Genomic DNA, 24,803 nt, shown 5'->3' on the forward strand with positions numbered 1-24,803 from the left:
CGGCTGGAGCGGTTTTTCATGGCAGGAGTTCCTCGATCTCGTTCGTAACGGACGCCGAAAGCGGATCAATGATCGAGCCTTATGTTTCGACAACTGTACCACCGGGGCCAATCAAGACCTTGTTGAAATTCCACCTTGGCGCGAATCCTTCTTCCTCTTTCAAGGACCGGAAGAAAGGGTGAGCGTCAGGGCCAGTCACGTGTGTTATCACGCTCATTGGAAAATCGGTACGGTATTGCAGTTCGCAGAAATCGCGCACTTCGTCGTTGGTTATCAGTTCTTGCTTGAAGTCATCCGAAGGGACCGCGGCGACAACCAGTCCCAGGTTGCGATACCGATCATAAAGGTCTCGAAGCCCCTGGTATTGACGGTTGAACGCGCATTGGGATGCCGTACTGACGACTAGAACCGGTTGACCATTCCAATCTGACAAAGACAAGGTTCCCCCGTCGATCGAGTCAAACTTCGCGTCAAGTTCAAGGGCGCGAACGTGTTCGCCTGGCAAGAGAAAGCCGCAAAGCACAGTTATCCGAAACATTCCACGCCTCCATTTTCATAGTTGGATACGGAAGAACAATGCGGACGGATTTCATTTTGTGGACATAGCGCGCGGGTCGCGTGCGACTGCCGGCGGTCGCAACTCAGAGATAGAAAATTGGGGACGTTCGAAAGCTCGATTCAGGCCCATGATCAAAAATTATCTTGTTCCTCAGTGGCAACGTCAAAATGGCTTTATCCAAATGTATTTAAAATCGGTCGTCGCTAGGAGGCAAATAATCAAATCAGAACTTGGAATGCATTCGGCACTTTGAGAAGCGCAATACTGTAATTTGCACCTCTTCACTTTGAACTTCCGCGCTAAGGCGGGCTTTAGACGCAATAAAGAAAAAGACGTTTTCTGCAGGCTAAACAACGCCTGCATTGCTGACTTGGTCGCTTTCGATACCTGTCAGATAGCTACCCGTGGATCAACGCTGAAGGGTCAATCAATTTGCCTGCAATGGTCGTGAATTTGGCAAACTCAATTTGACTTTTCTGTTGTTAAGTAAACTTCTACTTGCAGATCATTTTGTTGAAACTGATCCTTGGTCCACAACAGTTGAAGGGAACAACAATGTCGCACACGCCTCGATCCTTTTCTCACATAGGTCTTTCTGTGCCGGACGTGGATGAAGCAGTAAAATTTTATTCCGAGGTATTTGGCTTCTACGTCATCATGCCGCCAACGGACGTTCTGGAGGATGATAGCGATATTGGTGTAATGTGCACGGATGTCTTTGGACCAGAATGGAAAAAACTGCGCATAGCTCACATGGCGACTGCGGACCGTGTTGGGATTGAAATTTTCGAGTTCGACGGGAATTATGCGCCAGAAAACAATATAGACTACCGGCGCAATGGGACATTTCACTTTTGCATCCAAGATCCCGACGTGGAAGGTCTGGTGAAAAAAATCGTAGCAGCGGGGGGAAAGCAGCGGATGCCCATTCGTTACTATTACCCGGGCGATAAACCTTACCGGATGGTCTATGTAGAAGATCCATTCGGTATTGTGTTCGAACTGTACAGCCATTCCTACGAATTGACGTATTCGTCCGGTGCTTACAATTGAGAAACGGTTCAATTTGAAGGCTGCTTTGACTCCAAATAACCGTTCTCTGCGTTGCAGCGTGTCTTGAGTTTTTGAGCGACTGCTTTGAGGTCTGAGTGGTCGCTAGTTTCAATTCGCTTCAACGACCGCTTTGCGGACGAAGCTGACATTTCGGGCTAATGTACTTAGCTGTCATTCTGCTGCAAAAGACTGCGTGAGCGCCCCATCGAACTGTTCTCTGTGCGGCAGGAAACCGTTATTCAACCCGCTTTCTTTTGGCATGTGGCATGCCCGCACACAGCAGAAACGGCTCCCTACATTTATCGGGAGCCGTGTTTGCTGAATAGGTGGGTCTTTCGAAATTCAGGCGTGTCCACCACCGATCAAGCCGATACCCGAAGTCAGGCCGAACCAAGCTTTGACCCGCAGACCAACCGCCTTGATGATACCCAGTGCCTGGATCCCATGCGCAACAAGTGTTCCTTCCATGTCACCTTCAAAATTGGTGGTGTAGGATTGAACGATACAGCCGCTGCCGGGCACCAAAAGCTCCCGGTGCTCTGGGTGTACGAGGTCCAGATGAACGACGATCTGACCCCGTTTTGCCTTTTCGCTGGGCTCAATCAGGCGACCGCTGGGCGCAAGCTGGCCGGAAGAGATCGAGTCTTGAATACGCACGATCCTTGCTGGAAGAACCGTATTGCGCATCGAGATGTTGAAGTTACTTTCACAGGCAACTTCCGCCGCCATGCCTTCGTACAACTCAGTGTGGGATACCTGCGAGAACCCAGCCACGATACGTCCACGCTCGGCGTCTTTGCGGTCAGGGACGATCAGCATGGCTGGGCTCATGGCCGCCTGAGCGGCACGCGATCCAACGTTGAGCGTGACCTGCTCGACTACACCGTCCACCGAGCTGAGCGTCAACGTCTTGGACAGTTCCACCTGGGCCTGTTTCAGCGATGCACGCGCTGACGCAAGCTGGGCTGGCAAAACGGCGTTCGCCTGAACTTGCGCTACGCCCAATTGTGTCTCAGCGGCTTCAACCTCTGCCTCACGCGTATCCAAAGTCGCCTGGGCGCGTTCCAACTGGCTTACCTGAAACGCGGCAGATGCTTTGGCCTGCAAAGCGCGGTGATCCAACAGAACGAGTTTTGCCTGTTCTCTGGCGGTGAGCGCCGCGTCCAGAACGGCCTGTGCCGTTTCGACTTGCAACTCGGCCGCCAGTTTCGCGCTTTCGATTTCCTCGACTTTGCGCTGCGCGAAATCAACCGCGGCCTGTTCAGACGCGTTCTCGACAGCGAACAGCGGATCACCAGGCTGCACATGGTCTCCGCCCTTTACGAAGACGTCCGTGACGGTCCCACCATTCTCGGCCACGACAGGTACAGTCCGGAACGGAACAAGGCCGGTGTAAGATTTGGGATAGTAGTAGAACACGGCAAAAAAGACGATCAGGGCCAGTACAAACCACATAAAGACGGCACGGTGAACGTTGTAGAGCGTTACGGGCATCCCGCGCCATTTCAGATAGATCACGCGCAGGACAAACGGAAAAGATGTGACGAGAAGTTCGATCACTTCACCATCTCCTCTTTCGATGGGCGCCACCACAGCATGAAGTCGCGAGCGATTGCGGTCAGGATCAGGGCGCCCGGCAGCAGGCTGCTAAAGTGGCTGAGTGCAGGCATCAGCTCATACGCCAATGCCACGGTCAGCATCGTCGGAATAGTTGTCCGCAGCGGAGTGCCGATTGATTTGTGTTCGGTATAGCGTTCAAAGCGCGCATACAGGTGCACGACCAGCAGTATCGCAAGGGCGAGAACGATCAAGCCTACCCATGCATAGGTATCGGTTTGATTGGGCGCGACCCACCATCTGGGATCGCCGCCAGCGGCAAAGGCAGGAGTTGAGATGAGCCCTAGTATGGGCGCCATCAGGAACGCGGGTGGTTTCATGTTTCAGGTCCTTTTGTTGCGCAGCCATTCCGTGCGCGAAGATGAAAGTGTCCGAAGATCGTCAATTTTCGGTCGGTTGTTTTGAGGGTTCCGAAGGCTGTTCAGGCGGCTTGTAGGGGGGATCCCAGCGGCGCCCATTCGGGGTTTGTTCGCCAAGCGACGAAGTGTGCAAGCCGCGCATGTTTCCGCCGGAACATTCCTGTCGGGCAGAGTCGTGGATTGCCTTAAATACGCGGTAGTACCTTGCGAAGTAGATCATTGCCTTGTCCTTTCTGATGACCCGGACCTAACCGTCGTCACGCCCCCGATCCTTAGGGTTCTGGACATTTGTTGTTGGCTTTTGGACAATTGCAGCGACTGCAAGGGTTTGCGTGCCAATCAGAGGAGGACGCAAAAGTGCCACGCGTCAGTGCTTACAGGCTGCAAAACGTCGGGCCGCGTTATTCGCAAGAACCCGGCGCGAGTATTCCGTTTCCGGAAATTCTGGAAATGGCAGGCGCGCTTTCGGATATCCTCGACAGCCCTGACGCGACCATCGAGCTGCTACATGAGGCAGGCGCAGTCGAAACAGCGTGCCGGGTTTTGGAAGATAAAACCTTTGCCGCGCGGGTGGGTCTTTCGGCGCAAGGTCCTGGGACGCTTTTGGCGTATATCGTACGGGCGGCTGAAACGATTGAAGATGCGCTGGCACTGACCCAGCGCTTCTATGCAATGCAAGACCCTGACCTGCGCCTGGACGTCGTAGGAACACCTGATGAGCCGAGGATTACGCTGGAAAGCAATGTGATCCCAGCACATCAATACCCGCGCCACCGCGAAATGCTGATCTTCGGTCTTTATAAACGCGTTCAACAGATCACCTCGGGTGGGCTTGCCCCGATCTCGATTGAACTGGAAACGGACGATACCGAGCATTGCAAGAAGCTGGCCGAACTTGCTGGCTGTCCCGTCGAAGGGCGCAAAGCAGGATATGCTTTGGCCCTGCCTCCAAATGGCATGAGTTTTCGGATCCCGACTGCGGATCCCAACTTGCTTGGGCATTTGCGTCGGCACGGGGAAGAACAGCTGAAGGCTCAGCCTGATGCAGTCCGCAGCCTGTCCGACCGCATTATGGATATGCTTGGCGAACGTCTTCCCGGACCAATACCAAACGGCGACGATATAGCCAGAGAGCTTGGCCTGACGCGCCGCACCATGACGCGGCACCTGTCTTCCGAGGGTACTAGCTTTAAAGCTCTTCTGGAAGGTGTGCTGTGCGATCTGTCCAAACGCTTGCTGCGTAGCGGTGAGGGCGTTGCCCGTGTTGCCTTCATGCTGGGATTTGCGGATCAGGCCGCCTTTTCGGTGGCGTTCAAGCGCTGGACAGGTGAAACGCCTGCCAGATTCCGTAAAGCTGGCCGCTAGAGGGGCTGGCACCGGGTGTCGAAAGATGTCCAAGATCCACAAAACCTTGTCCCGTCTCCAAAAGAAAGCGGGCCATCGGGTCACCTAGTTCAATGGCACACAGCAGCCGCGGTGGCTGCTAACCCAGAACAAGGATGAACCCTATGAAGACCTCGAAAAAATTCTTTATCGCCCCGATCTCAGGCGCACTTCTGATCACCATGGCGGCAACAGCTCAAGCTGACTACGTCACCGACAAAGCGATCAAAGGCGCAGTTGTCGGTGCCACTATCGCCGGAATCGCTGGCGAAAGCATCGTAGGTGGCGCGGCCGCTGGTGCCGCAGTCGGAGCTGTGGGCGGCGCGATCCAAAAGGACAATTTTGAAGACGCGCAAGACGAAGCCCAAGAGCGTCGCGACGACTTCAAAGAAGAACACAAAGACTGGAACGAGTAAGACACCACCCCCAGTGAAGCAAAAAAGGAGAAACACAACCAATCAAACCTGACCGGTTAGCCTGCGCCGTTAGCATCCGGACGCAGTTTGACTGACCATCCCCCACAGAACTCGCATAGTTTCTGAGAGGTTGCCATCCAGCTCGTAATCGAGCTGGGTGGCAACTTTGTTTTGCGCCTTCGAACGCCCCACGTCCTAGGCGCTGGCGGTTTTAAATTTCAGTCGCCCATCTCGACCCGGGTTTTGTCCAAAACCCAAAAACAACCGTCCAGAACCCAAACGAACTTAACCAGACACCACCCCAAATCCGGCTCATCTGAATGACACCGACGAGTTGGCAGCCGAGACGCCCCTGTTCACTGCCGCACTTTGCAACCCAATGCCAAAGGAAACGGCAATGAACCTATTCGCAAACTTCGACGCAGAGACCCTGGCACGCATCCAGTTTGCCTTTACTGTGTCGTTTCACATCATCTTCCCGGCCTTTTCCATTGGTTTGGCAAGCTTCTTGGCCGTTCTCAATGGCCTCTGGCTATGGCGCAAGGACAAGGTCTACCTCAACCTTTTCAACTACTGGAAAAAGATCTTCGCCGTAGGCTTTGCCATGGGCGTCGTGTCCGGCATCGTGATGTCTTACCAGTTCGGCACGAACTGGAGCGTATTCTCGGACACTGCAGGTCCCGTAATCGGTCCCTTGATGGCCTACGAGGTCATGACGGCCTTCTTTCTCGAGGCTGGGTTCCTCGGCATCATGCTCTTTGGTCGTGAACGCGTCGGTCCCGGCTTGCACATGATGGCCACGGCGATGGTCGCCCTCGGCACTCTGATTTCGGCTACGTGGATCTTGTCGGTCAATTCCTGGATGCAGACCCCGGCCGGGTTCGACATCAACGAACTGGGGCAGTTCATTCCCGTCGACTGGTGGTCGATTGTCTTCAATCCGTCTTTTCCCTACCGCCTGACACACATGGTTCTTGCCGCCTATCTCACCACTGCTTTTGTGGTAGCCGGGGTTGCGGCCTGGCACTTGCTACGCCGCAATCGCACAGCTGAGGTCACCCGAATGTTTTCGATGGCAATGTGGATGGCCGTTCTGGTCACCCCACTGCAGATCGTTGCCGGCGACCTTCATGGTTTGAACACGCTGGAGCATCAGCCGCAGAAAGTGATGGCGATGGAAGGTCACTTCGACAGCCATCCCGAAGGTGCACCGCTGATCCTGTTCGGCATTCCAAACGAAGATGAAAAGCGCGTGGATTATGCCATCGAAATCCCGAAACTATCATCGCTGATCCTGAAACATGATCCCAACGCGCCGCTTGACGGGCTGGATACTATCCCCGACGACGAAGAACCCCCGGTCGCGATCGTGTTCTACAGCTTCCGCATCATGCTCGTTATCGGTTTTGCCATGCTGAGCGTCGCCTTGTGGTCGCTTGTTCAGCGAGTACGAGGCCGCCTCAACGAAGATCGTTGTTTGCACCGCACATCCGTCCTGTTGGCGCCCAGCGGGTTTGTGGCGGTACTGGCCGGTTGGGTCACCACCGAAGTGGGGCGCCAACCTTACACGGTGTATGGGCTGATGCGGACATCGGACTCACTCTCACAAGTGGATGCACCTTCAGTTGCCACGTCTCTAATAGCCTTCATCATCGTATTTTTCGCCGTTTTCGGAGCAGGCACGTTCTACATGCTGCGCCTTATGGGGAAACCACCTGTCGAAGGTATCCAGAAAAGTCACAAACCCATTGAAATCTCTATTTTGGCGGAGGCAGCGTAATGCTTGAACTTTCAACAATCTGGGCAGGTATCATTGCCTTTGCTGTTCTGACTTATGTGATCCTAGACGGGTTCGATCTTGGAATTGGGATCCTCTTTCCCTTCGCGAAAACCGACAAAGATCGGGATGTCATGATGAACTCTGTCACACCGGTATGGGACGGGAACGAGACTTGGCTGGTTATGGGCGGCGGAGGTTTGTTCGCCGTTTTCCCGCTGGCCTATTCTGTGGTGATGCCCGCGATCTATTTGCCCGTTATCGTGATGCTTCTCGCGCTTGTCTTCCGCGGTGTCGCCTTCGAATACCGGTGGCGTACGGTACGCGCGCGTTGGTTTTGGGATGTTGCGTTTCACGGCGGGTCAACCCTAGCCGCCTTCTGCCAAGGCATCGCGCTTGGCGCGCTGGTCCAGGGTATCCCGGTCGAGGATCGGCTGTATGCAGGCGGACAATGGGACTGGCTGACGCCGTTCTCTATCCTGACGGGTGTGGCCTTGGTGATAGGTTACGCTTTGCTAGGAGCAACCTGGCTCAACATGAAAACCAAGGGCGAGTTACAGCGGCAGATGCGCTCTTTTGCCCGCCCGCTAATGCTCATGACGCTTGCGTTGATTGGTCTGGTCAGTCTTTTGACCCCATTCCAAGACCCGATCTATCTGATTAGATGGTTTTCGTGGCCCGGTGTCGTTTTCTCTGTACTAGTGCCAGCTATCGTTGCTGTTGTTGCTTGGATTCTTGATCGCAGCCTGAGGGAAAAACGAGACTATCAACCCTTCTTCTGCGCTATTGCCTTGTTTGTCGTCTGCTTCATTGGCATTGGGATCAGCTTCTATCCCTATATGCTACCCCCAAGCCTCACGATTGCGGAAGCCGCAGCGCCAGATAGCAGTTTGGCATTCGCACTGGTCGGAGCCGTCGTTCTGCTGCCTGCGATCCTAGCCTACACCGCCTACACGTACTGGGTTTTCCGCGGGAAGATCGATCCAGAGGAGAGCTACCATTGAAACTGCTAAAGCAAGTTTTTTGGTTCGGCGCGATCTGGTTCGGCAGCGTCTTGTGCCTAACCACTGTCGCTTACGTAATCAGGATGTTCATCACTTGAAATGGCAAGGATACCAATGTTCGCGCATCGGCATGTTTAGATCACGCAAATATTAGTCCAAGCGCCGAAAGAAACTCCGTTCCGGCCCACCAGATTCCCAAGAACAAGCGGCTGGCTAGGTCGTCTCAAATTCAACAATTCAAGGGGGCTTTTATGCTTTCTCGTGCAAAACCAATGCCTGTGCAGTGGGATCAGATTGACCCGGCTCTGCCCATACCAGCTAAAAACAACCACGGTGGCAGCCTTTCGCCTGGCATGTTGCCAAAGCTATTCACAGGACTCGTTTCTGCAGGGCTTGTGACCTTCGTTCTATTGCCCTTCACCTCGGCCGTCAGCGGGGCGGTCTCGAAAGACCTACCCCCAATTATGGACCTGTTGTTCGTCTTGTTCTCTGTACTTGTAGTTTTTACTTCCACAGCTGCGATCGTACTGAAAGGGTCAACACTGCGGGCCGTCTTCGGCCGAGGATTGGCTTCTCTCGGCACAGCGCTTATCATTTCGCCCATAGGGCTCTCGGTCCTATTCGCACTATACCTTCAAGACTGGGTATCGATCGTAGTAGGTACGTCTATCGAACAAGCGGGAAGAACAGCGATATCCTTGTTTGGTGGCATCTTAGTAGCCAATGCTCTCGCTATGGGATTGGCTTTTGGATGCTTGTCTCTGCTACTTGGGATTAGGCTAATACCAAATCGTCCAAAATCACTCATTTCGCCTTAGGCGAGTGAATTTCCACTTCGGGCTCAATGCAGTCATTCGGTGTGCAATGTATGAACGACTTCTCTGCGGACTTTGCCGTCATTGGCCCGCTTTCACCGAAGGACCGCAGACAGCCTAAACCGCACATTCGCAACAAGATTTTGCAATTTCCGAGATGCGGGACATTACCGACAAAAAAGACAAAACTAAAACTCTGGTTTACGATAGGATAAACCGTTGCTTAGACAGCCAGTTTTTGATTTCAACCTAGTTCAAGCGCTCTTGGGATTTTGCGCCACAAACTTAATCTTCAGGGATACTTGACCCGAAGAACTCGAACTTTCGAGTGCCACCCACTGTGATCGGTTTCTCGTTGGCAAAAACACTGCTATCAAATGAGAACGAATTATCTGTTCCGATCATCTGAATGTGAGAATAAATGCGCTTAGCTCTTTTCATTCTCTTTCCGATTATGTTTGTCGGGTTGCTTGTTTTTCTGATCTTTGGCTTGAAACCGCCCAACAGTATTAAGCTGGCTGCTGGCATAAGCGGCGGCGGATATTGGCAAGTTGGACAACTCTACAAAGCAGAACTTGCACGTGACGGCATTCAGGTAATTTTAGTTGAAACCGAGGGGTCTGTTGAGAACATTCAGAAACTTGTTTCTGGCGAAGTGGATGCCGCATTTGTTCAGGGTGGCCTGGAAATACCTCAGGACGAAAACTTACAGTCTTTGGGCGCCATTTTTCTTGAACCCATGGTGGTGTTCCGCGGAAAGTCTAGTCCAGTCGGGGCCAATGCAGGAGAATGGGGAGACATTCGCTTAGCTGCAGGAACCAAGGCGTCCGGTACTCGCGCCGCCGCTTTAGCGCTAATTGAGGCCGCCGAGTTGCAAAATGTCGGCATAAACCTCGTCGACGTCGGGGGCAATGATGCGATAAAGGCGTTATATGCCAACGAAGCGGATGCGGCGTTGTTTGTCGCTCCACTCGATGCACCTTACCTTATGGATGCGATTTTTGATCCAGAAATCATTTTCGTCCCTATGGCTTTGGTCGATGCCCTTGCATTGAAACTTTCCGGAGCGAATTCGGTAACTGTACCGGCGGGATCAATCACACTTGACCCTCCAAGACCACCAGAGGACGTTAAGATCTTAGCATTGCGAGCTTCACTTATCGCCGCATCCGATCTGCACCCTGCAGTAACCGATAGGTTAGTGAATGCAGCAAAGAACATTCATAGCGAACCCAGTATTTTGCAAAGTGCGCGCGAGTATCCGAACACGGCTTCACCGCCTGTACCACTGAACAAAATTGCCACAGAACTCATAAACTCTGGCCCAAACTTTTTGCATGGCGTCTTGCCATATTGGATCGCAGCACAGTTTGGCAGCGTGCTGTTATTGCTGTTGCCTTTGTTGTTCTTAGTACCGTTTTTACGGATCGTCCCGTCCAGTTACGTGTGGTTTCAAAAGCGCCGGGTCTGGCGTTTTTATCAGCGTATCACGGCGCTTGAGGAAGAACTCAGCAAGGCACAGACCTCAACTGAGCTTGAAGAAGTCGCCAAAAATATCGAAGACGTGGACACCGCCCTTGCAAATCTGAATCTGCCGCTCGCATACCGCCAGGGAGCATATGATGCACGTTTGCACATAGGCCTAATTCGACAGGAGATTGCGCGTCGTCAAACTGCAAAAAGTTGATGAAACCTCAACGTTCGCAAGCTTACCACGCTAAAACACCTTTTTAATTTGAGACTTCGATACAGGTGTGTGCTTTAGTTATTGCGTGTACGCCGCTTTGGGGTCGCAGCCATCGTTCGCAGAGTTTTATTGAGCGGCTGCTGTGCTGGACGAATAGAGCTCAGATTATGCGTCATAGCTACTTGTATTGAGCGTTGTAAACTTTGAGCAAAATATGAGGTTAGGAAATGATCCGTTTAGCATCTATTCTGACTATCGCGCTTGCGGCTGGTGCGCACGCCGAAGACGTCCCAAGCACTCAACCTGGCGACACAGAGTATTCCCCCTACCCACAACAAAACTTCCCTAATCAGGTCTATTTCGGCGACACTCATTTGCATACATCATACTCTGCCGATGCCGGTATGATCGGCAATGTACTTGGCCCTGATGAAGCATACAGGTTTGCCAAAGGTGAAGTCGTTACATCCAGCACCGGTGTCGAAGCGAGGTTGCGCCGACCATTGGATTTTCTGGTTGTTGCCGATCACGCCGAGAACCTTGGTCTTGCGCCGCTGCTCTCGGCCAAAGATGCCACGCTGCTCTCCACGGAGTTTGGCCAGCAACTGAACGCGGCTGTCGAAGCCGGTGATCCCGTCGGCGCATGGTCCATTTGGAGCCAAGCCAAGTCCACTGGCACAGACCCATTGGCAGATTATCAGGAGATTTACCAAACAGCGTGGAGCAACATTACCTCTGCCGCTGAGGCACACAATCAACCGGGTTTGTTTACCGCGCTTATCGGGTTCGAGTGGACCTCAAACCCACAGCGGAACAACCTGCACAGGAATGTCATATTCAACGGTGGCAAAGAGGGCGCTGACAAGATCATCCCGTTCTCGAACTTTGATAGCTTCGACCCCGCAGACCTTTGGGCCTGGATGGAACAAGCCGAAGAGACAACAGGCCAAAAGCTGCTTGCGATCCCGCACAATGGCAATTTATCCAACGGGTTGATGTTCGACGAAGTGCGCTTGTCCGGCGAACCGTTCGATGTTGAGTATTTCAAACAGCGTGCCAAGTGGGAACCGATTTATGAAATCACGCAAATGAAAGGTGACGGCGAAGCACATCCCTTGCTATCACCAGACGATGAATTTGCTGACTTCGAAACGTGGGACAAAGGACAACTTGGACCAGAGCCCAAGACACCGGGGATGCTTCCACGCGAGTATGCGCGGGCAGCATTGCGGCGGGGGCTTGGATACGAGGCGGAAACAGGGACAAACCCGTTCAAGTTTGGCGTGATCGGTTCAACCGATGCTCATACATCGCTGTCCACGGTTGGCGAGGACAATTTCTTCGGGAAAGTCGCGGCTGTTGAACCTACTGCTGACCCGATCCGATTTGAAGAAGTCGTCGGCGGCATTGGTGGTGACGAGAGTGTTGCCCAATATGCATGGCAGACTTCGGCGTCGGGTTTGGCGGCCGTTTGGGCAAGGGAAAACACCCGCGAGGCCATTTGGGATGCTTTTGCTCGGAAGGAAGTCTATGCGACCACGGGGCCGCTCATGCGTATTCGTGTTTTTGCCGAATTTGAATTCGACGAAACAGACCTGCCACGTGCGGATTTTGCCGCGTATGGATATGAACATGGCGTCCCGATGGGGGCGGATTTGCCAGCGGATAGTGACGGTCGGTCTCCGCGCCTTCTCATCCGTGCGCTCCGTGACCCCGATGGGGCTAACCTCGACCGTATTCAGATTGTCAAAGGCTGGCTGAACAGTGACGGCACAACGTCGGAACGTGTTTATGATGTTGCTTGTGGCGGGCGTGAACTTCTAAACGCGGGGTGTGACGGCCCGGTTGGCAATACGGTGGATGTAGAAAACGCGTCTTGGACAAATGACATCGGCCAGGCAATTCTCACCGGATATTGGGAAGACCCGAACTTCGACCCAACGCAAAACGCGTTTTACTATGTCAGAGTGCTGGCAATACCAACGCCGCGATGGACGACATACGATGCAAAGGTGTTCGGAACGGAGATCCCAGACGAAGCACCGCACTCGATACAGGAGCGGGCCTACACATCACCAATTTGGTACACACCCAGGGATGAGTGATATCAGGTTAAGACTAAAAAATCACTTAGTCTGCTCTGGGCTCACAGCAGTCATTCGGCAATTTCAGATGAAAGACCGCTCTGCGAACTATCCGATCATTCAGTTTAAACGTGTTAAGGCAGAAGAATGGATCAAACCGTAAGATGGACAATTTGCTCGCAGTCACAATGTGTGTTGCAAGAGCGATCCAGGCTGAACCTGTTCGGGTATACGTAACCATCGAATTGAAGCTTGTTACACGATCCGCAAATAGTGGCCTCAGCAAAGCAGCAGAGCTTAAGCGCCACTATCAATCCAAACATTACTCCACCGGTGACCAATTAGTGTCTGGATCATAGGCAGTAATTTCAGCAGCAATACTGAGTGTTTCCGGGCCAAAATCTGCCTCGTAGACTATGCCGTTTTCGCCAACCAGAAAGGAATGGACACCAGTTTCTCCGTAGTCTGCCGGTATTGCCAGCAAGGCATGTCCTGCAACGAAGTGATCCCCGACGAAATAAGGGTAGGCACCCCCAGGAGCGTTAGGACCCTGCTCTTGCAGGATTGTGTAATAATAGCCAAGAAACGGCTCGGCTTCATAGTCAGCCTGACCGTCACTCCAACCCGAAGCTGCAGCGCGGGCGAGCGCTGCACCGACAAAGCTGTCTTTTCCGGGCCAGAAGAGACCGTTCTGCTCTTCGGGATCAGAAATGATCGTCTGAGCGAATTCCATAACGCCATTCCCGTTATGGTCCACAAGCCGGAAAGCTGCCTGCAGGTCAACATAGGCCTCAAGCAATTCGATCACTTCCAACTCATTCAAGCCTATTTCACGAGCTGAAAGTTCCTCGATACCAGCCTCCAGGTCAAAGCGCCAACCATCAACTTTTCGCAGAATTGGGATAGGAAAAGGCCAACCGTCTTCACCCAGAAGAAGTACAACGCCATCGTCCTCAGGCCGGAAACGATACCCCTCGGCATACATGCCAAGCATTTCCTGCCTTCTTTCTTGATCTTCCGCCGGATCACCCGTTCCAACCAGATCCTCGGCTTCAGGCCCGAAAATTTCGATCAGCTTTCTTTGATCATTAGCCTTCAACGCATCAACAAAAGCATCCAGTGCGGTTTGCGGCGTATCAAATCTGGCTCCTTCAGAGAGAGCCGGGCTGGTGGTCGCGGCAAGCAACAAAATTGAAAATACTGATCTACGCATCTTATCGTCTCCGCTTGCCTTTAGCGGCGTGTCCACGCTTGGACGCGCTTTGAGTTCTGCTGCCGGACGCCTTTTTCTTCATCGCTTGCCCTTTGGATGCCGCGGGCTTGCGCTGCGTCGATGCGGCTTTCTTCGCCTGCGGCTTCTTGGCGGTCTGCGGTCTTTGTGCGACTGGCTTTTTCGCTGAATCTGGACGTTTGGTACGATCAATGGCCTGTTGCTTTGCAGCGGCCTTGTCCCGATTAGCGTTTCCCCGGTTCGCTAGTGCCCCGCCTGCTACAGCCCCTGCACCGGCACCGACCGCAGCTGCTGCCGCCCCGCGGTCCCGGCTGATATCTGCAGCACCAGATTCTCGGCTCAACTTTGCACGCAGCTCATCCGTGCGACCGTCAGGACGGCTAACCGGCAAGTCGCCGCGGCCACCTTCAGGTCTTTTATGATCCGCTATTTTGTTCCGGGCCTCCTGTTGCCGGTCAGGATCGGGGTTCCATCCGATATCCGTTCGGTCACCTAAATCTATATCATTGCCGATATTGACGTTGCCATCGACGTCTATGTCGATGTTTGGATTTCTGTAAATAGGACCACCGCCCCAGCCACCGCAATTTCGGCACCCCCAGTAGTCATACCAATCATCGTCGTCGTCAAAAATTTCGTCGATCAGGGCAACGGCGCCAAACGTTAGTAGTGCTGCGCCCACAACATCTCCGGTTGACGGGCCAGTATAAACCGTCTCGGGATTGTATTGTGGGACGTATACCGTTTCGGGTTCTGTCGGTGTAATTACTACTGTGTCGTCGTTAGACACTTCGACAGTTTGCTCGGGGCCTGAAACAAGAGCGCCGCTGTCAATTGCCTGATCCCGCATGACCTGCACCGCATCCATCACATCATCGGACTGGGCCAACATGGCTGTGCCGACTGTCTCGGTCCAGTCGATATGGGTGGCCATCTGCCCAACAACTTCGGGAAACGCCGTTGCCAACACGCTGACAGAAGGATCCCATCCCATTGCTTCGATTTCCGGCTCAAGTTCAACGGGGTCGCGGTCGGCGTTATCCAGCAAATACCGCTCAGCCTTAACAATTTCCAATGGCTGGGTGGCCGCGACAAATATCTGTATGAGTAACGTGTCGGGATAAAGAGCAACCGGGGCGACCAATGTCTGCAACTCAGCGTCAGTTAGCAGGCTGGACGAGGTCGCCGAGGTATCATCTTTTCCCGCCACATCTTCGGACGACTCTTGCGCTAACGCGAAAGTAGATACGCAAACACCGAATGCAATTAATAGAAACCTAAACATATTGCGATCCTTCGATTTCTTGAAGGATCACCTAAGACTGCGATTCTGGCAACCGGTCAGTCAAATAGACGGTTTTGGGATAATAATGACCCCCAAATCAAGTTTGAGCGAGTGTTCGCTTTGGCTCGAAGAAGACGTTCACTGCACTTTGTATGAGTGTCTGCTATTCTTAGTTACCGGTCGTTCCGTCATGCTCGAACCTGAGGCTTTGAAGCGCCAGTTCCAATGATTAGTGTGGTATATTTAGTGGTATCCATTTTAACTTCTAAGGTTTTATAAAATTTTAACAAAAGGTTATATAAAATATATGGTTGCTCCTCGGTTCGCCATTTGTATCCTTGTCAGGCGACACATAGATCTGCCACCAGCGACAGAACCTTGCCATTTTCGCCTTACTTCCTTCATCTAGCACCTAGACCGATTTCAATGATCCTGATTTCTCTTTTGGAAAAATCAGGGCTGATTTGCAGATCAGACGCCGAAGGCGCCTGTTCCTGCTGATCTGCCACGTGGCGAACGCGGATATCGGCATTCAATTTTGACTCGCTTAGTGATGAGCAGGCCCCGGCGCTTCAAGCGTACTCTAATTGATGGGAAATTGGATCCCAAGATCAAAGCGGAAACCACCCGCACAGCGACCTGCAATGGAAACCGCCGCGCAAGTTCACAAGAGCCAAAAACCAATACCGCTTAGTTGTCCGGTGAAACGGGGGCTGGATCACACACAAAACAATGCCTCGCATTCGTCTGGGTGGAAACTCAACGAGTCCTTTGCCAGTGACGACTTGTTTTGTCGCGCCAACACAATTGAAAGCGAAGCGTTGTGGTTTAGGTCTCCTAAGCGAACTTCTGAAGCGACGCTCGAACGTCAGGGGGTACGGCTGTAAAGCGAACGGTAAAGCATCCGTCCTGATCGTTTTGATCCAGTACTTTCGCAAACACCGTCAGGGGTTCGGTAGAACCGTTTGCTTGCGTGATTTGAATTTGCAGATCCGTAAGGGGGCTGGGTGCCTCTGTCGTCATAATACAGGCTTCCGACGGGGAAAGTTTAAAAAGCTTGCCCTCTTGGGCGTCGCCAACGACTTGCTTGCCAACGACGGTCCTAAAGTGAACGGGTAGAGGTGGATTTATCTCGACCAATTCGACCGGTTGAGCGGACAGGCTGATGTCATAAGTTCCACCCACGCCAAAAAGTTCGTGCAGCACCAGCGGCTTGCCAGCACCCTTGGGTTCGACTGTGCGCTTGCTGCCAAGTTCCAGGGGCGCTCTTGACGACTTGAGTGTCTCATCTGCAATCAGAATTTGCCCACCGACAGTATAGCTTTCGATCCGCGCCGCCAGATTGGTCGTGCTACCGACAACACTGTATTTTGCGCGCTTGTCCGAGCCGATGTTTCCGACCACAACTTCACCTGTGTTCACCCCGATTCCCATCTCGATTTCAGGAAAACCATTCGCGGTGTTCCACTCGTTCACCCGCACCATCCGCTGCTGCATTTCCAAAGCACAGGCCAGGGCGCGTTCAGTGTCGTCGGGTCTTTGCAGGGGGGCGCCAAACACCACAAGGATTGCATCACCGATAAAGGCATCAATCGTGCCGTTGTATTTCTGAATGACGTTTGTCATCTCACTGAGATAGCTGTTCAGCATAGCCACGATGTTTTCTGGCGGCAGTGTGTCGGACAAGGTCGAGAAACCCCGCAGGTCTGACATCAACACCGTGACCGTCGTCTTCTTACCGCTAAAGTCGATCCCGTCCGCAGATTTCAACAGTTGATCGACGACTTCGCTGGCCAGAAACTGGCCAAAGGTCTGTTCTAGGAACTTGGCGTGAACCTCAAGTTGTTCGGTGCGCTCGCGGACTTTGTCTTCGAGATGTTCAACGATCTCGGCATTGCGCATAGATACCGCAATCTGACCCGAAAGCAGTGAAAGCAAATGAGCGCGTTCAGGTTTAAACGCTGCACTGACCAGATTGTTTTCCAGAAATACAAGGCCGATCAGTTCGTTCTGGTGCAGGATCGGCTGACACAGAACCGAACGTGTTTCGTTTTCCTGGACATAGGCGTCCACCATGAACCGCTCATCAATCTGAGCGTCGTCCACAAGGACAACATCATGCGTACGCGCCGTATAGTTGATCACGCTGGCCGGGACCAAACGTGCGCCTTCAGCCGAGTCGAGCCGAACGGGTTCCTGAACGCCAGTTCCGTCGGATATGACGCTAACCTCGGTTTCGATCACCAGATCGTCCCCGCGCGCCAGTAATAGAACGCCGCGCTGCGCACCGGCGTTCTCGATCAAAATTCCAAGCAGCCGATCCAATAGGCGCCCCACAACCACTTCGGCTGAAATGGTTTGCGCGGCCTTAAGTAAGGTGTTCAGGTCAAGATCTTGCCCAAGCAAGTGATTGGTCGCGACTTGCGTACTCGCAGAAATGCTTTCTGTCACAGGCTGGCTGGTGGCGCGACGCTCGCGATGTTCGGCAAGCAGTTGCGGGAACTCCAGCTCAAGCTCTTCGACTTTGCGTTGAGCCCCCCAAAGGCGGTAGGCATGTCGTGCATCCCGCAGATACATCATCCCGATCCGGGCATTCGGTCGTGGGGTCATGATGTATCGCGCGGCCAGTTCGCAGGCCAACGCTTCGTCCTGAAGGAACCGACCTTTTTGAGCCGCCTCAATGGCCCCGTCAAACAGATCGAGGACTTCGACATCTTTGCCATCCAGACGTGCGACTTCAGCAGCGACCATTAGGCGTTTGGCTTCAAAGTTATCTGGGCCGGACTCAGCCCATTGTCCCAACCTTTCAAGATTTGCATCAAGCTGGGCTCTGAGATCCGGGTCGGGGTCACCGTGCTGCAGAATAGCCGCAATGGACAGAGACTGGTAGAGCAGTTGATCGGCAAGACAAGGATGGTTGATCACAAAGCTCAGAAGGGGCTCAACGAGTTTTGTCTCGAGCAGTGCGTCATGAGGGCGTCCAAAGACATACAGAGCCTGCGCTTTCAAAATCCGATAGAAACAGATGGCCATGGACATCTGGTTCTGCTCGCACGCTGACAGAAACGCGGCTTCGTCCAGGTCGTCAGTGGAGAAATCGGCACTGGATTGCGTGCGCCCGGCGAGGGTCGAAAGCCCCAGACGATAGGCGTTGATACCTGCGGCTGCCCCATGGTTCTGGGCTTTGTGCAGAGCGTCCAGTTGCGCGGGCATCGCATCCAGAACCTGGTCCAGCGGTTTGCCGGCAAAACTGTCTATCACGACCCGATACATGACCAGATAACCGGCCCACAAGATATCGCCCGAGTTCATTCCCTCGCGATAGCCTCGTTCGATCACCGGAATCGCATTGCGAACATGTTGGACCCACGGGATCAACTCGACACCTGTGACCAGGCAAACGGTTGCAGTCGGCGCGCGCGCTCCGAACTTGTCACACAACCGCAGGGCCAATTCCCCAAAGGCCAGACCTTCGCGGTACTTGCCCATGAATGCACCGATGATCAGGCCAAAATTGGCAAAGAACAACGCGGATTCCGGTGCGTTGCCATGCTTGAGCGACAGTTGAACCGAGGTGCCGACGATCTGTGGGAAAAGTTCCTGCCTGTTCAGGAAGGCCGCAATGGTCAAATGCCGCAAACAACGTTGGGCCAGCGCGATTTCTGGGCTGTCCACGTCCGGGTTTCCGAAAAGATCTGCTGGGTTGCCCTCGCCCAGCACACCGGCTGCCTGACCGATAGCGTTTTGCCCAGCCTCTTCGAGGTTCTCGAGGCTCATCTGAACCCCGACAAGCTCCAGCGCTTTTATCCCCGCATTGATGGCTTCGTCGAACTCCATCAAAAGGGTGTGCTGGGCGATCCGTGTAAAGTAGATCTCGGCTTTCTCTAGGTCGGTGCGCGCATGTTCAAGGGTTGCGTTAACGATTTCGGTGCAACGTTCGAAATTACCAGTTAGATATTCCAGAGATGCTGACAGGTTTTGGGCCTCGAACATCAACTCATAATTCTGGTTCCAGCCGTCCGACCCCAAAAGCTCTGAGGCGGTGTTCACGAAAGACAGCGCGGCACCGTAAGCGGCCGAGTCAAAGGCCTTGCGGGCGGCGATCAGGTCAAGATGGGCAAGATCAAGCTGTTCTGCTCGGTCCTCCATATCGTCCCGGCCGATATTCAACTGATCGACCACCTCGAAGATACGGTCGTTTATTTCATCTTCCGCAAGCCGGGCTCTCAGTTGGCGTCCGATTGCAAGGTGCACGCTGCTGTGACCGTCTGTTTCGATTAGGCCATACGCCGCCTGTTGCACTCTGTCGTGCTGAAATGCGAAATCCCGAACGACAAGCGGCGACAGCGCGTTGTCCATTTCCGTCACCACAAGATCGGACAATGGCTGAATCATCTCTTCCCTAATTGCGGGCAACAGACATTCAAATGCTTGTTGAGGTTCGATCTTGAGGATCAGTGCTAGTGTTTCAATATCGAAACGGTTGCCAATACAGGCCGCAATTTGCAGGACGTTCTGCGTATCTTGTTGAAGGCGCCGCAGTTTTTCAAGCAACAGATCAACCACGTTGTCGGTTATTTTGGCAGCGCGGATCGCCTGGATGTCCCAAACCCATTTCGCGGGTTCACCGTTTGACTCGGATTGCTGGGTGATCAGTTTTTCATGGTGCAGATCCGTAAGGAACTGACGCACGAATAGAGGATTACCCTGCGTTTTTTGTACCACAAGTTGCGCTAGGTCGATCAGTCGTGATGCGTCGGCGTGTAGCGTATCTGCAATCAGGCTGGCGATATCCGACATACCCAATGGGGCAAGGGACAGGCTGGACAGACGTCCCCCGGCTTCTTTTACAGCATCCAGAGCACGGGTCATCGGATGCATCGCGTCCACTTCGTTGCTGCGGTACGCTCCGATCAGCAGAAGGCGCCCGATTTCTTCATCGGTCAAAATCACGGACAACAAACCAAGCGTTGCGCTGTCGGCCCATTGCAGGTCGTCCAGGAAAAGCACCACAACCCGGTCATGTGCACACAAAGCACGCAAGAACCGCCGAACTGTTTGATTGAAACGGTTCATCGACTCGGCGGCGTCCAGTTCCGGAGCTTCCGGCTGCGGGCCGATGATCAGTTCAAGTTCGGGTACAACGTCCAACAGAACCGAGGCGTTGGGCGCCAGGGCTTCGTTCAGTTCTTTGTGCCAGGTGGCGTGGCGTGTCTGGCTTTCGGTCAAGAGCTGCCGCACAAGGTCTTTCAGCGCGACTGTCAAACCCGAATATGGGTCGTTCTTCTTGAACTGTTCGAATTTGCCTTTGATGAAATACCCGCGTTCACGGGTGATCGGTTTGTGGACTTCGTTGACCAGCGCGGTTTTACCAACGCCTGAATACCCTGAAACCAGCATCATTTCAGCCGGTCCCTGCCGAACGCGTTCAAAGGCCTCTAGCAAGGTTCGCACTTCGCGGTCGCGACCGTATAGCCGCTGGGGCACAGTGAAGCGTTCGGTCTGGTCCCGACGTCCCGGTTCAAACCGGTCCAGGTTCACGCCAAGGCGAACGGCTTCGAGATCGGCAATAATTCCTGCGGCGCTCTGGTATCGGTCTTCAGCCTTTTTGGCCATCATACGCCCGACAATCTTCGACAGGGGCAGCGATACATCTGGATTGCGGCGATGCGCCGGAACCGGTTCACGCGCTACGTGGCAATGCACCAGTTCCAGCTTGTCTTCGGCCTCAAACGGGGGCACGCCGGTCAGCATCTCGTAGAAAGTCGCACCCATGGAATAAAAGTCGGTGCGATGATCAAGGGTCCGGTTCATGCGTCCGGTCTGTTCCGGCGAGATATAGGGAAGCGTACCCTCCAGAACTTCGGGGCTTTTCAGAACAGGATGTTCGGTCGAAAACTGCGTCGCAATTCCAAAGTCGATCAGTTTGACCTCTCCCGTGCCGGGATTGATCAATACGTTCTGAGGCGAGATATCCTTGTGAATGACGTTGGCTTGGTGGATGCCCTCTATGGCGCGGGTGATCTGCAGGGCGGTCTCAAGGAATTCGTCATGTGACAGCGCCCGGCTGGAGAGCAGTTCACCGACTGAAATGCCATCGAAGTCTTCCAGCACCATCATCAGCGATTTGTCGTGACGATTGAGTTGAAGGGCACGGATGACGCCCGGCAAGTTCAGGCTGTTGGTAATCTCAAACTCGCTGCGGTATCGTGCAAGTCGGCTGGCGCTGGGGAAGTCGTTCTTGAGGATCTTGATGACCACATGTTCCCCGTCCGAGTCCCGTGTTGCGCGAAACACAAAGGAGTTGGTGCCTTCATAGAGACGTTCGGACAATTGGAAGCCCGGGACGAAGGACATATTGATACTAGACATGTGTGCCGTTACCCGCCGACGTATTGTTTGCGTTATAATAGCCTATACCATGGCCAACTTGTGCAAAATTTAGTTCCGAGAAGTTTCCGAACGGGATGAATTTAGTCAGCTTGGGCAAGATGTCCTGCTCCCAAATATCCTGTTTCGTGCAAGCGCCGATTTCCGTGCCCGGTAAGTCGCGTCCGACATCCAGAAAATCACTCATGGCACCGATATGCCCCCTCAGGTACGCGTGTTTTCCAGCGTACTCAAGACTGCGCGCAGCCAAATCCCAGAACGGGCTGTTCCAGCGTGAACCACGCACATAGTGCCAGGCGATAAACAACGAGTTGCGCAAGACATAAGCCCGCATTGTTCTGTTGGCATGATCGACGGCTTGGATATCTGTTGTGCTTTGGGGGTGATGGTCCGTCATCCAGCGCTGCGCAATACGGACCTGCATGATCGTTGCGCCAATGGCGGTGGCCTCAAGCGGTTCAACGAACGAGGCCGCGTTGCCGATAGTAAAGACGCGCCCATCAAACCACGTGCGCCGCATGAAATTCGGAAAACTGACCCGAACGCGAATTTCGGCCAGTTCCGCACTTTCTTCTTTGAGGAAGCTGTCGAAATCCGCCAATACGTCCTCATCGCTGCTTAGCGAGGGATTGAACACATATCCGCACGATGTCCATTCCCTGAGCGGTATCTGGAAGATCCATCCGTGTGGCCGGGCAACGATACGGGACATGCTGGTGTCCGGGCTGGGCGGAAGGCGGCGCACCATCGCGCGGCCTGTTGGGATCCAATCCATTCGGATTATGTCAGGGTCTGCCGGTGCTTGATCCCACGCCCCCGGAGGAAAACCGCGCGCGTCCAGAACATAGTCGCAGTGCAGATGGCTGCCATCCTCAAAACCAATGTTCACGCCGCCGGGCAAGCTGTCCAACGAAACCACCCTCGCATCCATCTGGGTTGCGCGCACATGGTCTCGGATAATGCCAGTCACGCGACCGGCGTCAAAGTGGTATCCGAACAGGCGCGGTGGCTGGAAACGGTTCACGAAATCCACGTCCCGTGATCCCCAACCTTCATAATAGGACCCCGATTTGACCGTCGCGCCGCACCGTTCCGCGATTTCATCCGGGCCGACGCCGGTGACTTCGTCTAGCCACAACGGGAACCGCGGTGTGGTTCCCTCACCAACGCCGATCGTCGGAATGCGGGAATCGTAGATATGCCAAAGCTGCGCCTTTGGGAAATAGCGGGTCATATGGGCCGCAGCGATGAATCCGGCGGTGCCTCCGCCCAATACAGCAACTTTCATGCTACGGCCTCATTCAAAAGGGATTCGGGTGCGCGTAGCATATGCTGAAACTCCAGCAAAACTATGGCCAACGCTGGGTCAAACGGCGCGGCTTGAACAAGACTTTCGATCTGAGGTGTCAGGTTGGTATTTGCTTCAGGGTCTGTCCATGTTCCGGTGGCAATGCGCCACGGCCATTCATTGTGCCGGGCCAATTGAGACTGGAAAGACCGCGCGTGTGGTTCTGGCTGATCCAACCATCGCGAAAGCAGCTGGACCCCCCGCGCGGCCGCAGTCATTCCTAGCCCGGCATAGGGATCCAGCGCGCAAACACTGTCGCCGAGAGCAAATAGGTTTTCGGGCCACGAGGGATAGTCCTCATACCGACGTCGACGGTTTGCCGTGCGCCCAAACAAATGCGGCGTCGCGACTGTTTCGGCGTGTTCCAATATGTCGCTCAAGGTGGGGTCGGACAAACCTGCCGCCAGCTTCAGTACACCCGGCCCATCAGTGGGCAGAGGTTCAGTTTCGGGCGTTTGCAATACCACGCCCCAAAGGTCATTTTCAGCACGCATTATCATTCCCGCTCGTCCGCTCGATTGGCGGGTAGGGGCCAGCGCAAGCCCCTGCCAGTCAGGGGCTTTATCCGCAGGTAGGCGAACCCAAAGTGAAACGTATTGCCGACCGGGCGCGATCTCGGTTCGGGTGATGTGATGCGTGTCTCCGAAGTGCTGGGCTAGCCACCGCGGCAGACGCGAGGCCGCGCCGCTGGCATCGATGACAAGGTCGGCATTGTCCAAGACCTGAACAACGCCCGTGGTCGTCTGAACCCGGACACCAGAGACGCGCGATGCGTCTGGCGTGAGCGTCAGACCCATGACGCGATCGCCTTGCCGGATGCGTATATTTCCGGCGCGGCTCAGTAATCGGGTCAGCGCCGTTTCAATCAGGCACCGCGAAGCGCCGTACAGAGTTATGCCGGTTTCAACCCTCGGGAGCCATCCCGAAGATACCCGCATCGCGACATCCGCGCCCGCATCGTATGGTACTGCACCCAGCTCGATCAATTCCGCGCGCCAACCGGGCACCAGATCGTCAAACGCGCGGGCCCCGGCACCCATAAGCATGTGCAGGCAATGGCTTTGCGGTACGGCTGAGCGGGCCGCTGGGGCGCTGCTGTTTGGTTGGGCATATTCAGACCGTTCAAGCACCGTGACGCGCGTATACCGGTCTTTCAGCATATGGGCGCATAGCAGCCCTGCTATGCCGCCACCAATTACCAGCGCATGTGCGCTTTCCTTGGTTGGCGTAAAGGGCTGAGAGGCTGCTGGCGTGACCATGCGTGTCAGAATGCGTCCTTGGGGACATCATAAGAGATGCGTTCGAAGGTCTGCGACACGACAAACTGAAAACCATTGGTTTTACCTTCCTCATCCCGCGGGACAAAAGGCCCAATAATGCGCCGTTGGTTGGGATTCAGGAAATACTGGTTGTTGTAGTAGTCCCCGGTCGGAAAATTGAGGTGGAACAGATACGTCCCCGGTGAGCTTTCGACACCGTGGACCTTGACCGCGCCAGTAATCGATTGGCACGATTTGCCATCAACCTGCAGTTCAAATTCTCGCAGCACAAAAAGGTCTTCAAGGGCTTTTCCGTGTTCGTGTTCCTGGATCAGTTGGTCAAGGCTGCCAAGGTCTTCCTGCCGGTAGTGCATGACCTTCCCGGGCTCTTTCCAGTCGATGGTCAGGATGCTCGGGCCAGTGTACAGGTATTCACCCTTGTTATCGTAGACGATCGAATGACCGGTCCACATCCCGATCATAATGTCGAAAGGGCGGGCATAGTCAAAAGGGGTAGGGCTGATCATATCCGAATT

At 54.0% G+C, this 24,803-nt stretch carries 17 protein-coding genes; 8 read left to right on the top strand and 9 right to left on the bottom strand.

The window, feature by feature from the left end:
• Nucleotides 1–79: 79 nt before the first annotated feature.
• The gene (locus tag GOW48_RS14335) at nt 80–538 is read right to left on the bottom strand and encodes a glutathione peroxidase (RefSeq protein WP_170754816.1); all 459 of its coding nucleotides are present in this window, start codon (nt 536–538) and stop codon (nt 80–82) included.
• Nucleotides 539–1,114: 576 nt separating this feature from the next.
• Between GOW48_RS14335 and GOW48_RS14340 the strand changes: the two genes are divergently transcribed.
• A complete protein-coding gene (locus GOW48_RS14340; protein ID WP_170356644.1) occupies nt 1,115–1,612 on the top strand; it encodes a lactoylglutathione lyase family protein in 498 nt (165 codons plus the stop codon).
• Between the two features lie 342 nt (nt 1,613–1,954).
• Here GOW48_RS14340 and GOW48_RS14345 read toward each other — a convergent pair whose 3' ends face one another.
• Both GOW48_RS14345 and GOW48_RS14350 read right to left on the bottom strand, forming a co-directional pair.
• Nucleotides 1,955–3,172, bottom strand: a complete 1,218-nt coding sequence (locus GOW48_RS14345) for an HlyD family secretion protein (RefSeq protein ID WP_170754818.1) — start codon at nt 3,170–3,172, stop codon at nt 1,955–1,957.
• Nucleotides 3,169–3,549 (bottom strand): hypothetical protein, encoded by a 381-nt coding sequence (locus GOW48_RS14350; protein WP_170754777.1) that lies wholly within the window; start codon nt 3,547–3,549, stop codon nt 3,169–3,171. The genes GOW48_RS14345 and GOW48_RS14350 overlap by 4 nt, the downstream gene beginning before the upstream one ends.
• A gap of 396 nt (nt 3,550–3,945) precedes the next feature.
• On the opposite strand from GOW48_RS14350, the gene GOW48_RS14355 reads away from it, so the two are divergent.
• The 7 genes from GOW48_RS14355 to GOW48_RS14385 all read left to right on the top strand — a co-directional run bounded on the left by GOW48_RS14355 (nt 3,946) and on the right by GOW48_RS14385 (nt 12,775).
• Nucleotides 3,946–4,953, top strand: a complete 1,008-nt coding sequence (locus GOW48_RS14355) for a helix-turn-helix domain-containing protein (protein ID WP_170754820.1) — start codon at nt 3,946–3,948, stop codon at nt 4,951–4,953.
• Between the two features lie 143 nt (nt 4,954–5,096).
• Nucleotides 5,097–5,387, top strand: coding sequence for a hypothetical protein (locus tag GOW48_RS14360; protein WP_170754822.1), 291 nt, complete (start codon nt 5,097–5,099; stop codon nt 5,385–5,387).
• A gap of 397 nt (nt 5,388–5,784) precedes the next feature.
• On the top strand, nt 5,785–7,167 hold the full coding sequence (locus tag GOW48_RS14365; protein ID WP_170754824.1) for a cytochrome ubiquinol oxidase subunit I: 1,383 nt from the start codon (nt 5,785–5,787) through the stop codon (nt 7,165–7,167).
• On the top strand, nt 7,167–8,168 hold the full coding sequence (cydB, locus tag GOW48_RS14370) for a cytochrome d ubiquinol oxidase subunit II (protein ID WP_170754826.1): 1,002 nt from the start codon (nt 7,167–7,169) through the stop codon (nt 8,166–8,168). Before GOW48_RS14365 ends, cydB begins: the two co-directional genes overlap by 1 nt.
• The gene (locus GOW48_RS22790; RefSeq protein ID WP_170754828.1) at nt 8,165–8,266 is read left to right on the top strand and encodes a DUF2474 family protein; all 102 of its coding nucleotides are present in this window, start codon (nt 8,165–8,167) and stop codon (nt 8,264–8,266) included. Before cydB ends, GOW48_RS22790 begins: the two co-directional genes overlap by 4 nt.
• 1,138 nt (nt 8,267–9,404) lie before the next feature.
• Complete coding sequence (locus tag GOW48_RS14380) at nt 9,405–10,670, top strand: TAXI family TRAP transporter solute-binding subunit (protein ID WP_170754830.1); 1,266 nt, start codon at nt 9,405–9,407, stop codon at nt 10,668–10,670.
• Nucleotides 10,671–10,897: 227 nt separating this feature from the next.
• Complete coding sequence (locus tag GOW48_RS14385) at nt 10,898–12,775, top strand: DUF3604 domain-containing protein (protein ID WP_170754832.1); 1,878 nt, start codon at nt 10,898–10,900, stop codon at nt 12,773–12,775.
• A gap of 301 nt (nt 12,776–13,076) precedes the next feature.
• Here GOW48_RS14385 and GOW48_RS14390 read toward each other — a convergent pair whose 3' ends face one another.
• The 6 genes from GOW48_RS14390 to GOW48_RS14415 form a co-directional block, all read right to left on the bottom strand.
• Nucleotides 13,077–13,967: a DUF2950 family protein gene (locus GOW48_RS14390; RefSeq protein WP_170754834.1), complete on the bottom strand. Its 891-nt coding sequence runs from the start codon at nt 13,965–13,967 to the stop codon at nt 13,077–13,079.
• Nucleotide 13,968: 1 nt separating this feature from the next.
• Nucleotides 13,969–15,270: a DUF3300 domain-containing protein gene (locus tag GOW48_RS14395; protein WP_170754836.1), complete on the bottom strand. Its 1,302-nt coding sequence runs from the start codon at nt 15,268–15,270 to the stop codon at nt 13,969–13,971.
• Between the two features lie 837 nt (nt 15,271–16,107).
• The gene (locus tag GOW48_RS14400) at nt 16,108–21,642 is read right to left on the bottom strand and encodes a protein kinase domain-containing protein (RefSeq protein WP_170754838.1); all 5,535 of its coding nucleotides are present in this window, start codon (nt 21,640–21,642) and stop codon (nt 16,108–16,110) included.
• Nucleotides 21,635–22,948 carry a tryptophan 7-halogenase gene (locus tag GOW48_RS14405; RefSeq protein ID WP_170754840.1) on the bottom strand — a complete coding sequence of 438 codons (1,314 nt, stop codon included), beginning with the start codon at nt 22,946–22,948 and terminating at the stop codon, nt 21,635–21,637. Before GOW48_RS14405 ends, GOW48_RS14400 begins: the two co-directional genes overlap by 8 nt.
• The gene (locus tag GOW48_RS14410; RefSeq protein WP_170754843.1) at nt 22,945–24,267 is read right to left on the bottom strand and encodes an FAD-dependent oxidoreductase; all 1,323 of its coding nucleotides are present in this window, start codon (nt 24,265–24,267) and stop codon (nt 22,945–22,947) included. Before GOW48_RS14410 ends, GOW48_RS14405 begins: the two co-directional genes overlap by 4 nt.
• Before the next feature lie 5 nt (nt 24,268–24,272).
• The gene (locus GOW48_RS14415; protein WP_170356624.1) at nt 24,273–24,794 is read right to left on the bottom strand and encodes a hypothetical protein; all 522 of its coding nucleotides are present in this window, start codon (nt 24,792–24,794) and stop codon (nt 24,273–24,275) included.
• Between the last annotated feature and the right edge of the window lie 9 nt (nt 24,795–24,803).

Origin of the sequence: Ruegeria lacuscaerulensis (genome assembly GCF_013033355.1) — a bacterium.
Classification (GTDB): domain Bacteria; phylum Pseudomonadota; class Alphaproteobacteria; order Rhodobacterales; family Rhodobacteraceae; genus Ruegeria; species Ruegeria lacuscaerulensis_A.